Raw genomic sequence first — 14,101 nt, forward strand, 5'->3', positions numbered from 1 at the left:
TATAAAATTCAGAAAAGGCGGAAAATCAAATGATTCAAAAATATTATGACAAAGATTGTGATTTAAGTTTATTAAAGGATAAAACAATAGCTATAATAGGTTTTGGAAGTCAAGGACACGCTCACGCACAAAACCTTAAAGACAGCGGAATAAAAGTCGTAGTCGGACTTAAACCGGACAGTAAATCTGCTGACGCTGTAAGAAATGCAGGAATAGAAGTTATGAGTGTAGAAGACGCTGCAAAAGCAGGAGATTTCGTAATGATGCTCGTACCTGATGAAATATCTGCAGACATATACAATTCACAAGTTGCTCCACATATGAAAAAAGGCGATGTGCTTATGTATGCACATGGATTTAACATACACTATAATTTGGTTACACCAAGTGAAGATATAGATGTAATAATGGTAGCACCGAAAGGTCCGGGTCATACTGTAAGAAGTCAATATCAAGCAGGAAAAGGTGTACCTTCTTTAATAGCAGTATATCAAGATAAATCAGGAAAAGCTAAAGATTATGCTCTTGCATATGCATCAGGAATAGGTGCAGGTCGTGCAGGAATATTAGAAACTACCTTCAGACAAGAAACAGAAACAGATTTATTCGGAGAACAAGCTGTACTTTGCGGCGGAGTAACACAACTTATGAAAGTAGGTTTTGAAACTTTAGTTGAAGCAGGTTATGAACCTGAAATGGCATATTTTGAATGTATTCACGAGATGAAGTTAATAATAGACCTTATAAACGAAGGCGGATTTGCAAAAATGAGAAATTCAATCTCAAATACAGCTGAATATGGTGATTATACAGCAGGAAGAAAAATAATAGGCGAAGACACAAGAAAAGCAATGAAAAATATATTATCAGATATACAAGACGGAACATTTGCAAGCGAATTTATGACAGAATTTTCTTCAGGAAGAAAAACAAAATTTTTATCAACAAGAAGAAAAGAATCAGAACATCAATTGGAGAAAGTAGGACAAGAGCTTAGAGATATGATGTCTTGGTTAAAGAAATAAATTTTATTTAATTATATTTTTTCTACAAAAAAGGGGCTGTTGCATAATGATGAAAATCATAGCAACAGTCCCTTTTTTAACCTACTCTTCTTCTTTCATTGAAATCTACCAATTTTTCTGTATATATATCTATTAACTCCTGCTCAGTAAGGTTTTTGCTCTCTTTATCCAATATTATATTTCCACTGTCAAGCATAATCACTCTGTCAGAATATTTTATAGCGTCTTTCATATTGTGAGATATCATAACTGTAGTAATTTTTTTACGTTCTATAAGCTGTCTTGTCTTTTCCATTATAACCGCTGAAGTTTTCGGATCAAGTGCCGCAGTATGCTCATCCAATAAGAGAATTTTCGGATGTTTCATAGTTGCCATACAAAGTGATAGAGATTGTCTTTGTCCTCCTGAGAGAAATTTTACTTTCGTGGAAAGTTTATCTTCTAAACCAAGGTCAAGTTCTTTCAAAATTTCTCTATATTTTGAGACATTTTTAAAATTTATCAGTTTTTTTATTCCGAATCTTTCGCCTTTTTTATCTGCTAATGACATATTTTCCAATATAGTCAATGAAGGTGATACTCCTAATGATGGATTTTGATGTACTTTTCCTATATATATTGCTCTTTTTTCCTCTTTAAGCTTGCTTATATTTTTTCCATCCAATATTATATCTCCATCATCTTGAAATATACTGCCTGATATTATGTTCATAAGCGTTGACTTTCCACAACCGTTTGAGCCTATAAGAGCTGTACATTTCCCCTTTTCTATAGTCAAATCGAATTTATCAAAAATTTTTATTTCATTTTCTGTTCCTGTATTAAAAGTTTTACTCAAATTTTTTATATTAAGCATTTTTTCACCCCGATTTTGCAATTAATAAATATACAATTTTTAGTTAATATATTATTATTACTATTATTTTCTGTTTTTCTTGAACATTTTTCTTCCTATTTCCATATTATTATATGCTATAAATATTATAACTATCAGTGATGTGACAGCTTTTAAATAATTCGAAGGCAATCCTCTGTCCAAAGCTAATCCCCATATAAATTTATAAATCATAGCTCCACATATAGCTCTTAATGTTCCTTTTAATTTTTGATTGCTTTTCATTATTGTATCTCCTATTATTATGGATGCCAAGGCATATACTATTATTCCTGTACCCATATTGGAGTCTGCAAATTTTTGACTCTGTGCCATTAACGCTCCTGAAAGTGATACCAATCCGTTTGACAACATCAATCCGAGAATTTTATATTTGTCCGAGTTTTGTCCAAGTGCCCTTACAAGAGTTTCATTATCTCCTGTAGCTATTACAAGATATCCTATCTCCGTTTTAAAAAACAAATCTAAAATAATTTTTATCAATACTACAAAAGCTAACAATATCAATATATTAACTGTTTTTGATTCTTTAAATATTATAGGTACCTGAAAAAGTGGTATGTTTGAATTTCCAAGACCTATTGCAAGATTTAGTGAATATAATATGTTAAGTGTAAGTATTCCTGATAATAACGGTGTTATTTTTAACTTTATAAATAATATTGCCGTAAGTAAACCTGCGAGCATTCCTGCTATAAATGCTACCGTCATTGATATAGCAGGATTTATCATTTTTGTTGCCAAAATTGCAAATGTAAATGCTCCTAATGGAAAAGAACCTTCTACAGACAAATCTGCTATATCAAGTACCTTATATGATATATATACTCCCATTGCAAGCACAGCAAATATAAGTCCCTGCTCAACCGATGTTATAAAAAGTGCATTTCCCATTTTAAAATTTTCCTCGCTTTTGTTAATATTTTCTATTTGTAAATCAAATTGTATATAATATTTTTATGTTTTATACTAATATTCGTTTGATTAATGAATAAAATTTATTATAGGTTGTTTATTTAAAGTATGCTTAATATTACTTATCTAATAAATCCTTAAAAACAAAAATATCTATTGTTATATTAGAGATTAGTATTATATAAAATTGTAAAATATGCTATTCTATTTTTTGAGCCTCTTTTATAATAGGATTGTTTTCATCTAATCCCAAGTCTTTTACTATTTTCATACTGACTGTATTGTATGTTCTATCTGCATACTCTACAGGTATACTTGAAGGTTTTACACCTTCTAATAATATTTTTGCAGCCATATCTCCGGCTTGTTTTCCAAAATCCACATATGACACACCATTTGCTAACAATACGTTTTTGGCTGAAGCTGAACTGTCCACATAAGACATAATCAACACTTTTTTTGAAGCATTTACTTTAGATGTTAACAAATCAAGTGATTTTGCTACTAAATTATCTGTAATTACATATACTCCGTCACATTTTCCTATTAAAGCATCTATTGCCTGTGGCATATCATTGATATTGTTGATTCCAATATCCACTATTTCCAAACCGATTTCTTTAGACGTTTCTTTTGCATCTGCAACTTGTATTTGTGAATTTGTTTCACTTGTTGAATATATTATTCCAATTTTTTTAATTCCATCTTGTAATTTATTGAATAATTCCAACTGTTCTTTAATAGGTGTTTTATCTGATACTCCTGTTATATTTTCGCCTTCAAGCTCTGATTTTACAGGATCTGTAACCGCAGAGAACACTATCGGTATATCATTTGTAACTTGTTTTGCCGCCTGTGTAGATGTTGTAGATATAGAGTATATCAAATCTACTTTTTCATCTGTAAAGCCTTGTGCTATTGTTGTAGCAGTTGCTACATCGCCTTGAGCATTTTTATATATTATTTCAGCATCTATACCTTTTGCTTTCAATTCTTCCTCAAAACCCTTTCGTGCATCATCAAGCGCTGGATGTTCTATAAGTTGTGTTATACCTATCTTATATTTCTTAACATCCCCTTCTTTTTTTTCTGAATTATCTGATGAAGAACACCCTACTGTCAATAATAAAGATGATATAAGTATCATAGACATTAATTTTTTCATATATAAATCCTCCCTTTTCAGTGTTTATAAAACTACTATAAATAAATTTTCAATGATTTGTATAAGAATTGAATTTTTATAAATTAAAATTTGAGTAAAAAAAATCTCCGTCCATATGTAATCAAATACATAGGGACGAAGATACAATCTCCGCGGTACCACCCAAATTATGAATTATAAAATTCATCACTTAAAGAAATCCATCAATTTCCGCTTATATAACGGTAAGCCTCCGCCCAATTCTACTCGCTAATGCTTTAAAACTGGGAACTCAAAAGTGAATATTACATATCTCGTTAAACTGCCGACTTTCACCTGATACGGCTCTCTGTAAGTATACTTGATATCTTTCTCTTTTTCAAAGTCTTTATTCTTTTGCTTTAAAGAATAATACAATAATAAATTTATTTTGTCAATAAATATTTAAGTTTTTTTTAAGATTTTACAATAATATCATAAAAATATTTGAAAATTAATTTATTATTTGTCTTAATATAATTTACTGTTTTTCTTTTTAAAAATATCAATAAGACTAAAACATCTTCCCAAAAACATCTAAAAACATCTTGGCAAACAGTAATACTATTACAACTATCATCATAGGTCTTATAAATTTTGCTCCTTTTTTTATTGCAAAACCTGCTCCCATATAATTACCTACTATCCCTGATATTGCAGCCGGAATTGCTATGGCATATAATATTTTACCAGAGTATATAAAAGCTATGAGAGAGGCACAATTAGATGCAAAGTTAAGCATTTTTGCATTACCGGACGCTGTTCTTAAATCATACTTCATAATCAAGCAATACGCTATTATTGCAAATGTCCCTGTCCCCGGACCGATAAGTCCATCATAAAATCCTATTATAATCCCTATTACAAATGCTAATATGTAAGCTTTTATTTTGGGTATTGAATCAGAGTTATTTTCATCTCCAAAATCTCTTTTTAATAATATAAATACGGCAACTAAAGGCAAAACACACACAAATATTTTATTCAACAATTTTTCGTCTATCAATAAAGCCAAATTCGTACCCATAGATGATCCGGTAAACGAGCTTATAGCTGATACCAATGCCACTTTCCAGTCGAGTACCTTATTTTTAAAAAATCTGAATGTAGAAAAAGTAGTACCGACACCTGCAGAAAATTTATTGCACGCCATCGCATTATGTATTGGTAAGCCTATGAATAAATATGCCGGCAGAGATATAAGACCTCCACCTCCTGCAATAGAATCTATAAATCCTGCAAGAAACGTCAAAAAACACAATATAGCAAGTAAATGAGTTGCAACCATAATAATCCCCTTAAAAAATATTTATAGAACACCTATATACTCAATATTATACTAAAATTCAATAGAACAAAAGAAAAAATGTGTAAATTTAATATAATAATTGATATTATTGTTTTTAAGAATTTATTAGCTAAGTAAAATTATATAGTCAAAATAAAAAACTTATATACATCTTATCTATTAATTAAACGAATATCAGTATAATACTGAAACTCAATAGAATCACAGAAGAATAATACTTTGTAAATCTAATAAAATACATCATTATTTATGGACTTCTTAATATAAACTATCTATTATTCTATTAGAAATCAGTATAGACATTATCAATAAAATAAACGTATCAGGACAATAAGCCCGAAGAGTAGAAGATACAATACTTTTCAGGCTTATTACAATTCTTTTAATTACATTTTAAACACATATATTATTCCTAATGCGTTTTTATATAATCTTATTCGGAATCTTTTTCTAAATTCATAAAAATGTCCAATAAATACGGATCATAAAACTCGGCTTTTTTTCGTTGCAATTTTTCAACGGCAACATCATTCTCATCAGTATCTGACAATATCTTATTATCTTTATGTGCAATATCCAGTTCATAATAATAGTCGTTAACTATGCGAAGTATTCTTGATATAAGAGGTATATCTTCCCCTTTTATACGATATTTTCCGCTACCGTTCCAATTTTCCATAAAATATAATATCGCAAGTGATATATCCATTGTCTTTGATATTTGTTTAGTAAGATTGTATGTGTTTTCAAAAGCACTTACTTCAAATGATTTACTTTCTAAATAAATATCTCCTACATCATAATATTTTGTCAACAACATCAGATTTTCCATAGTTGTTTCATCAAGATCAATTGCATATGCCAGTTTTCTGCAACATTCTTCTATGCAATTTTTATAAGTTTTCTTAAATCTGTTATTATCAAGAGATATGTTGTAAATTATTTCCAAAAATCTCTCTTTAAATTTTTGACTTTCAAGTATTTTTATCTCATACATCTCTTTATCTGCTAAATTCATTGTTTTTACAATATCTTCGTTTTCATTATAAGAGATAGCTGCTCCCATAGATACAGATAATTCACCATAAAAAACTTTTTTATTTTTAAATTCATTTAGCGTATTTTCTACAAATGATTTAATCTCTTCTTTCGATGTATTATTAAAAATAACTGTAAATTCATCTCCACCCATTCTCACTACAAATCCGTTTTCAGGTGTCATTTTTGCCAATACAGATGCCGTATCAGCCAAAGCTGTATCTCCTCTGCTATGCCCAAAAAAATCATTTATCAGTTTAAGTCCGTTTAAATCTGCTACAATAATTCCTATCGGATATTGCTCAGGTTTAAGGTTTATAACATATTCATTAAGATATACTCTATTATAAACACCTGTAAGTATATCCACCTGAGATTTTTTGACAAGCTCTTCTTCTTTAGACTTTCTAAGTCTTATATCTCTAAAAGACATATAGGCAAAATCTTTATTAGAAAAATTTACCTTGCTTATAGTAACCTCGACATCAATATCGATATTGTTCTTATCCTTCATCAAAAGCTCACATTTTTTTATGTCTTTTTCGTTTAACACTTCTTCTAATATTTGTAAGAACTCTTCTTTTTGATTGTCATAAAAAAAATCAAGTACGGATTTGCCTATAAGTTCTTTTTTGTTATCATAATTCAAAAGATATAAGCTCTCTCTATTTGCCTGAATTATTACAGCTTTATCCAAAACAAAAGAGGCGTCTGAAGAATTTAAAAATATATTTTTAAACATTTCCTCGCTCTTTTTCAAGAGATATTCCTTATTTCTGATTTCTAAAACGGTTCCTTGCAACTGTTTATTTTGTGATTGCAACTTTTCTTCACTATCTATAAGCTCTTTCATAAGGTGATTTTTTAGATTGATGGTTTTTATAAGCTCCGCAGATATTACCGTCGCAATAGGATATATTATCATTATAGCTATATAAAGCGGTATACTATCCACATTTCGATTATGTGAATTTATAAGTATAGCAATTATACTTACAAAATTGGTTAAAAATGATAATATAAATATATCTCTTGGAGAAATTTTTTTACCTTCAATTTTCTTATAAGCAATCACAGTAAATATATATGTCAAAACAATATCTACAAGTGCAGGTATAGTTCCGTTAGTGTGTCTATACGCTCTAAAAACAAATGCAACAAGCGAAGTTATTCCTCCACCAAGTGGACCATAGAATATACCGGAAATATTTATCAAGACTTCTCTCACATCAAAACTACTTTCGCTTCTCATCACAACAAAAGGTACGGACATATCCACGATAACAACTATTCCAAACACTATTCCCTGGACTATTGAATTTAATGTTCTATTTTTTATACGATTGTTTATTGATCCTGATAATAACATAATAGATACTATAAAACCTATTTTTATGATAAACTCCAATACTCCTTGCATAAAGCCTTAGTTCTCCTTTGATATGCTGCAATAGTTTTTAATCCTATATGCGATTAAAAACCTAAATCTTTAGCTTGATTTATCAATTAATCTATTATATAAAAAATTTAAATAAAGTATATCATAAATTATAAAAAAAGAATATATTTTTTCAATTACTTTATAAAATAAATAAATCTATGACATTTATTAGAGTATTAAAAAAATATTGCAGTGAAATATAACTCTTATACTACCCACTATTTAATACTAAAAATCAATAAAAATATTGAAGGATGTAGTAGATATATATGGTATTTCAAATGGAGAATAGTATTCAAAAAATAGTATTATATGTATAAACATAAAAAAGAGATAGTACACGGAGTACTATCTCTTTTTTATGTTTATTTCATCTTCAAAAACTTATTTTTAAATTTTTTGAATTTTATTATTTTGCTGCTATAGGCTCAGCCGCTGTAAGCTCTACCTTAGACCAATCAAAACCACTTGTGTCATCATGACTAAATGTATACATCTTAACTCTCTTATTTACAGGTAAGAATTCAACTCTGTTAGCCTGTGGTATAGATGGCGCTTCGTCAAAGAACACTTTTTCAAAATTATGATAAAGTGCAGGCATTTTTTCAGGATCCATAGCCTCTTCTGTTCCTAATGCTTTTAATGCATCATCTAAAGTTTGTGATGTATATCTTGATAGATTAAATGGAGCTTCTGAACTGTAAAGTCCTGAAGGATTAGGATCTGATGCCAAGCCGAATGCTGCAATAAACGCATCAATTCCAGGATCATCTGCTGTCAATCTGTCATAGAATATATTAAAATCTAATAATCTTCCATCTACCAATTCTACATCTAATCCTATTTCTTTCCATTGTTGCATATAGTATTGTGATAACGGCTCTTGTATTTCTGAACCGCTCATCATTGCAAAGTTTATTTTAAATTCTTTTCCGTCTTTTCCTTCTCTTACACCGTCACCATTTACATCTTTATATCCTGCTTCTTCAAGTAATGATTTAGCTTTTTCCAAATCATATTCATATCCTGTCATCTGAGGATCGTGTAGAGTTGAAAATACAGGAGGTATAGGGCTTACTGCATTGAATCTCAAGCCATTATAGAATTTTTCTCCCAAAGCATTGTTATCTATTGCATAAGCCATTGCTTTTTTAAGATTTACATCATTCATCTTAGCATTAGGATCTACTATAACTTTATTGTTTGCTGAATCCCATTTTCCTTGTTTAAATCCAAGATATGACATATACAAATCCATTCTTGTAGCTATTTTGATATTGTCAAGTTCTTCTAATTGAGGGAACACATCTGCCTGTGCGTTAAATAAAATATCATATTTACCCGCTTGCATTGCAGCTACTTGTTGAGATGGAGGTACTATTTCTATCTCAACTTTTTTAACTTTCGGCTCGCCTTTATAATAATAAGGGTTTGCTTCAAATATAACTTTTTCACCTTGAATTATATCTTTTATAACATATGGTCCATAAGATAAAGGATTTTTTCTAAGTGCATCTGATTCTGTGACTTTATCCATTGCTATGCCTTCATATTGTTTTGCATTTACAAACTCTGATACAAATCCTCCACCCCATAACATATTAGGTGTAAGCTGTTTAATGTGTATCTTCATATTTGCATCGTCTATAACTTCAAGTCCTGATATCTTATCAGCTTTTCCTTCGTTATAATCTTCTATTCCTTCAATAACCTTCATGTCTGAATCATATCTTGCAGATTTAGCAGTCAATATATATTGTTGGTTTGCTACTATTTCATAAGATTTTACTATATCCGCTGTTGTAACAGGATCTCCGTTTGACCACTTGAACTTAGGATTTATAGTGTAGTTTACTGTTTTAGCTTCTTTATCTATGCTTAATTTTATAGGAGTTTCATCACTATCAGCTATAAGCTTGAAATCAGCATCTATAGGAAAAGCCCCATTCATAGTATACTTCATAATAACATTATCACTATTATCAGTATATAAGTATCCATTAAATATGCCTTTAAAAGGTGAGTCCGATACAAGACCTACTTTTAATGTACCTCCGTCTACTGCCTCTCCTTCATTTTCAATAAGTCCCGGATATTTTTCTTCTATCGAAGAAGTTGATTTCGCAGTTTCTTCTTTTTTGTCAGGTGTAGCGCTCGGGCTACCGCAAGCTGTCAATGTCATAGTTAAAGCAATAGCTGTTGCTACGCCTTTGAACCATTTTTTCTTCATTATTAAATTCCTCCTTTTTTAATTTATATTTTAAATAGTTTTGTATATATTTATTTGATATAATCATAAACTCATCTGTAAAAATCTGATATATTAAATAAAAACACCGTTTTTGAAATATATGTATTGATGAATTTAAAAAACTATTTGAAACTCAATATATACACTACTATATAAAAACTTGTTTATTATTAACCCAATCTCTGTTTTGCATCTGATGCACGTCTTAATGCCTGTCCTATATAATTTATGCAAAGCATTATCACAAGCAATAATATAGCCGCAGGTAGCCAAACATACAATTTATATTGTATGATTTCAGGCTTTGAAGCATATGCTATGAGAGTACCTAACGAAGGTGTAGAAGCCGGCAAACCGAATCCTAAAAAACTAAGTGATGTTTCTATTCCTACATTTCCTGCTAATGCCAATGTTGCATCTACTATTATTATTGATGATATGTTAGGTAATATTTCTTTAAACATTATTTCCAAATCGCTTGTTCCCATAGTCTTAGAAGCACTTACATAATCTCTTCTTGCTTCAGAAAGTGCTTTTGAACGCACCAATCTTGCTGTTCCTGTCCAATAAAATGCTGTCATAATAAATATAAATGAAAACAAGTTATAAGTCGGTATTATTGATACAAATGCTATTATTATAAGCATTGTAGGTAATATACCTATAAAATCTACTATTCTCATCAAAACAGAGTCAACTCTTCCACCGTAATATCCCATACAAAGCCCTGTAAAGAGCCCTATTGTTGATGTAAGTATAGTTATAGAAAAACCTACAATCAAAGAATTTCTCGCTCCGACTATCAGCAATCCTATTATACTTCTACCGCCGGCATCCCTACCTAATATGTCCCAAAAATTGTTAAACGATGGAACATCATATTTTCTTAATATATCTACTCTTCCAAGCTCTTTCATATTTATAAACATTGAAGCTATAAATACAAAAGCTATGAGCAACACGACTATACAAAAAGATACTGTTGCAAGTCTATCTTTTTTAAACTCCCTGAGTATTACAGCAAATCCCATAGGGGTTTCTTTTTTTTGATTTGCCTCTAATATCTCTAATTGTTTTTCTATATTCATTTTTTTATTTTGTATATTTTCCACTGCTACACCTCTATTCTATTCGTATTCTCGGATCTACTATACTCATTGTTATATCTGACAGCAATGAGCCTAATAAAAACAAAAATCCATAAATTAATATTAAAGATGTAACAACACTGAAATCACGAGTTTGTATTGATTCCAAGAAAAATTTACCCATACCTTGATAGTTAAAGATTGATTCGGCTATTACAGAGCCTCCGAGCAATCCTGATATTTGAAAACCGAAAAATGCAGCTATAGGTAATAGAGAGTTTCTGAATATATGATGAGTATATACTTTTTGCATAGGTACTCCCTTGCTTCTCGCTGTCTTTACATAGTCCTGTGTCTTTGCGTCTATTACTTCATTTCTAAGGTATTGTATTGTACTTACAGAGCTTATTATAGCTATACATATGGCCGGCATTATCATATGATGTAATTTACTCATATAATAAGCAAATGTGCCTTTTACAACATCTGATGATACCGAACCTATTGTAGGAAACCATTTTAGTTTGTACCCGAATATCAAAATGAAAAATAAATACATTACAAATGAAGGTATTGCAAATATAAAAAAGTTAAAAAATACAACTGTTTTATCGAATCTACTACCTTGATTTTTACCGGCAAAAATACCGATTGGTATAGATGCCGCATACATTATTATAATTGCGAATAATGAAAGTGCAAAGCTGTTCATGGCACGTACGCCTATTACTGACATAACAGGAAGTTTATAGTTATAACTCATTCCAAAATCGCCTTGCATAGCTTTTGTAATCCACCTTCCGTATTGTACGTACCATGGATCATAATAACCGGCTTCTATTCTAAGTTGCTCAACTACATTTTGATCTATATTGGGATTTAATAAACCTGTGAGTGCATCTCCTGGCATAAGTTTTGCCAATATGAATACTAATATACTAAGTACAAACAGTTGCGGTATCATTATAAGTATTCTACGAAATATAGTCTTCCACATCAGTTATTTCCTCCCTTCTTCATCGCTACATAATGAGTTTCTCCAACTTTTTCTAAAGGATATACTCTTCCGGACTCATCATAATACTCACTATAATATTTTTCAAATTCTGCATCGACTTTTTGTCTGTTATCTTTCAATTCATGTTTTAAACTCGGATTTATCTGAGGTATTGATGCAATAAGCCTCTTAGTATATATATGTCTTGGATCTTTATATATATCTGCTTTATTCCCTGTTTCTGTAAAACGTCCTCTGTGCATTATATAGATATAATCACACATATGCTTTACTACACCGAGGTCATGGGATATAAATATATATGAAAGGTTGAACTCTTTTTGAATTTGTTTAAGATAATTCAATACCTGTGCCTGAACCGATAAGTCAAGCGCCGATACCGGCTCATCTGCAATTATAAGTTTCGGTTTGCAGGCAATAGCCCTTGCTACTCCTAATCTTTGTCTTTGTCCACCTGAAAATTCATGCGGATATTTAAATATGGAGTCCATTGGCATACCTACTATTTCCAACAATTCACATACCTTTAATTTTTCCTCTCTCTTATCGAGTTTATCAAAATTTCTAATTGGTTCGGCTAATATATCAAGCACTCTTTTTTTAGGATCTAAGCTGGACATGGAATCTTGAAATATCATCTGAACATCTCTGTTATATTTTATTTTTTTTCTTACTTCGGCATTTAATATATTCTCATCGTTGTATAAAATTTGTCCGGATGTTGCCTTTTCTAAACCTACAATAGTTTTGCCCACAGTAGATTTTCCACTACCGCTTTCTCCTATAAGTCCATAGGTTTTTCCTTCTTCTATTACCATATTTATACCGTCTACCGCATAAACATGATCTACTATTTTATTAAAAAATCCTCCACGGATAGGATAATGCACTTTTAAATCTTTTATTTCAAGTAAGCTCATCAATTATCCTCCTCTTTAAAATAAAAGTCTTTCCAACAAGTACACCTAACAAAGTGCCCCGGTTGTACTTCATGTAATACAGGATTTTCTTCATGAGATGATTCAGATATATGTGGTATTCTTGAGGCAAATCTACAACCTTCTCTCGGCAAGTTTTTAAGTGAAGGCACCATTCCTTCTATTACATGCAGTTCTTTTCCATCTTCAGCATCCATTTGAGGTATTGAATTTAATAAACTTCTTGTATATGGATGAAGCGGATTTGAAAACAATTCTTCACTTGAGGCAAGTTCAACAATCTGACCTGCATACATTACTGCAACTCTGTCCGCCATTTGAGCAACTACTCCAAGGTCATGTGTTATAAGAACTATTCCGGCTTTTATTTCTTCTTGCAAATTAGTAAGCAAATCCAATATTTGCGCTTGTATAGTCACATCTAAAGCTGTTGTCGGCTCATCTGCTATTACAAGTTTGGGTTTACAGCTAAGTGCTATAGCTATTATAACTCTTTGACGCATACCACCTGATAATTGATGCGGAAACTGTCTGTATATTCTTTGAGGGTTTTCTATACCTACCATCTTTAGAAGCTCTAATGCTCTTTGCTTTCTTTTGTCTACATCTAAATCCGTATGATATATAAGTGCCTCTTCTATTTGATTTCCTATTCTTTGAAGAGGATTTAATGCGGATAAAGGATCTTGGAATATCATTCCTATTTTTCCGCCTCTTATTTTATTATATTCATTTTCACTTATATTCAATATGTTTTGACCTTCAAATTCCACTTCACCGGATACTTTTGTATAATTTGGATTATGTAAGCCCATTATTGTTGTAGCAAGTGTGCTTTTACCACAACCTGACTCTCCCACTATAGCGAGTACTTCATTTGAATATATAGTGAGGTCCACATCATCAACCGCATCGTAATAGTTGTCTTTTATTCGAAATGCAGTGTGAAGATGTCTAAGTTCGCATAAAGCTGTTTTTTCTTCCATTTTTCACCTACTGT

Annotated in this window: 11 protein-coding genes and 1 other annotated feature; of the genes, 1 reads left to right on the forward strand and 10 read right to left on the reverse strand. The window is 30.8% G+C overall.

Annotated elements, in window-relative coordinates; genetic code table 11:
* Positions 1–29 precede the first annotated feature (29 nt).
* Complete coding sequence (gene ilvC, locus HMPREF9630_RS08635; protein WP_009528198.1) at positions 30–1,025, forward strand: ketol-acid reductoisomerase; 996 nt, start codon at positions 30–32, stop codon at positions 1,023–1,025.
* Between the two features lie 76 nt (positions 1,026–1,101).
* Here the strand turns inward: ilvC and HMPREF9630_RS08640 are convergent, their stop codons facing one another.
* From HMPREF9630_RS08640 to HMPREF9630_RS08685, 10 genes are all read right to left on the reverse strand, one after another.
* A complete protein-coding gene (locus tag HMPREF9630_RS08640) occupies positions 1,102–1,881 on the reverse strand; it encodes an ABC transporter ATP-binding protein (protein WP_009528199.1) in 780 nt (259 codons plus the stop codon).
* Positions 1,882–1,944: 63 nt separating this feature from the next.
* Complete coding sequence (locus HMPREF9630_RS08645) at positions 1,945–2,814, reverse strand: ABC transporter permease (RefSeq protein WP_009528200.1); 870 nt, start codon at positions 2,812–2,814, stop codon at positions 1,945–1,947.
* Positions 2,815–3,034: 220 nt separating this feature from the next.
* Positions 3,035–4,000 carry an ABC transporter substrate-binding protein gene (locus tag HMPREF9630_RS08650; RefSeq protein WP_009528201.1) on the reverse strand — a complete coding sequence of 322 codons (966 nt, stop codon included), beginning with the start codon at positions 3,998–4,000 and terminating at the stop codon, positions 3,035–3,037.
* 128 nt (positions 4,001–4,128) lie between these two features.
* Positions 4,129–4,371: a binding site (T-box leader), on the reverse strand.
* Positions 4,372–4,532: 161 nt separating this feature from the next.
* Positions 4,533–5,306 (reverse strand): sulfite exporter TauE/SafE family protein, encoded by a 774-nt coding sequence (locus tag HMPREF9630_RS08655; protein WP_009528202.1) that lies wholly within the window; start codon positions 5,304–5,306, stop codon positions 4,533–4,535.
* A 454-nt stretch (positions 5,307–5,760) separates the two neighbouring features.
* Positions 5,761–7,785, reverse strand: coding sequence for a diguanylate cyclase domain-containing protein (locus tag HMPREF9630_RS08660; RefSeq protein ID WP_009528285.1), 2,025 nt, complete (start codon positions 7,783–7,785; stop codon positions 5,761–5,763).
* A 430-nt stretch (positions 7,786–8,215) separates the two neighbouring features.
* The gene (locus HMPREF9630_RS08665; RefSeq protein WP_009528135.1) at positions 8,216–10,036 is read right to left on the reverse strand and encodes an oligopeptide ABC transporter substrate-binding protein; all 1,821 of its coding nucleotides are present in this window, start codon (positions 10,034–10,036) and stop codon (positions 8,216–8,218) included.
* Between the two features lie 191 nt (positions 10,037–10,227).
* Complete coding sequence (locus HMPREF9630_RS08670) at positions 10,228–11,169, reverse strand: ABC transporter permease (RefSeq protein ID WP_009528136.1); 942 nt, start codon at positions 11,167–11,169, stop codon at positions 10,228–10,230.
* A gap of 10 nt (positions 11,170–11,179) precedes the next feature.
* Complete coding sequence (gene opp4B, locus HMPREF9630_RS08675; RefSeq protein WP_009528137.1) at positions 11,180–12,142, reverse strand: oligopeptide ABC transporter permease; 963 nt, start codon at positions 12,140–12,142, stop codon at positions 11,180–11,182.
* Positions 12,142–13,083, reverse strand: a complete 942-nt coding sequence (locus tag HMPREF9630_RS08680; RefSeq protein WP_009528138.1) for an ATP-binding cassette domain-containing protein — start codon at positions 13,081–13,083, stop codon at positions 12,142–12,144. Before HMPREF9630_RS08680 ends, opp4B begins: the two co-directional genes overlap by 1 nt.
* Complete coding sequence (locus tag HMPREF9630_RS08685) at positions 13,083–14,087, reverse strand: ABC transporter ATP-binding protein (RefSeq protein WP_009528139.1); 1,005 nt, start codon at positions 14,085–14,087, stop codon at positions 13,083–13,085. The genes HMPREF9630_RS08680 and HMPREF9630_RS08685 overlap by 1 nt, the downstream gene beginning before the upstream one ends.
* Between the last annotated feature and the right edge of the window lie 14 nt (positions 14,088–14,101).

The organism is Peptoanaerobacter stomatis, from assembly GCF_000238095.2.
Classification (GTDB): Bacteria; Bacillota; Clostridia; order Peptostreptococcales; family Filifactoraceae; genus Peptoanaerobacter; species Peptoanaerobacter stomatis_A.

Bases quoted from the DNA above. Each gene is read 5' to 3' on its own strand.
- ilvC (WP_009528198.1), top strand. From the start codon at position 30: ATGATTCAAAAATATTATGACAAAGATTGTGATTTAAGTTTATTAAAG.
- HMPREF9630_RS08640 (WP_009528199.1), bottom strand. From the start codon at position 1,881: ATGCTTAATATAAAAAATTTGAGTAAAACTTTTAATACAGGAACAGAA.
- HMPREF9630_RS08645 (WP_009528200.1), bottom strand. From the start codon at position 2,814: ATGGGAAATGCACTTTTTATAACATCGGTTGAGCAGGGACTTATATTT.
- HMPREF9630_RS08650 (WP_009528201.1), bottom strand. From the start codon at position 4,000: ATGAAAAAATTAATGTCTATGATACTTATATCATCTTTATTATTGACA.
- HMPREF9630_RS08655 (WP_009528202.1), bottom strand. From the start codon at position 5,306: ATGGTTGCAACTCATTTACTTGCTATATTGTGTTTTTTGACGTTTCTT.
- HMPREF9630_RS08660 (WP_009528285.1), bottom strand. From the start codon at position 7,785: ATGCAAGGAGTATTGGAGTTTATCATAAAAATAGGTTTTATAGTATCT.
- HMPREF9630_RS08665 (WP_009528135.1), bottom strand. From the start codon at position 10,036: ATGAAGAAAAAATGGTTCAAAGGCGTAGCAACAGCTATTGCTTTAACT.
- opp4B (WP_009528137.1), bottom strand. From the start codon at position 12,142: ATGTGGAAGACTATATTTCGTAGAATACTTATAATGATACCGCAACTG.
- HMPREF9630_RS08680 (WP_009528138.1), bottom strand. From the start codon at position 13,083: ATGAGCTTACTTGAAATAAAAGATTTAAAAGTGCATTATCCTATCCGT.
- HMPREF9630_RS08685 (WP_009528139.1), bottom strand. From the start codon at position 14,087: ATGGAAGAAAAAACAGCTTTATGCGAACTTAGACATCTTCACACTGCA.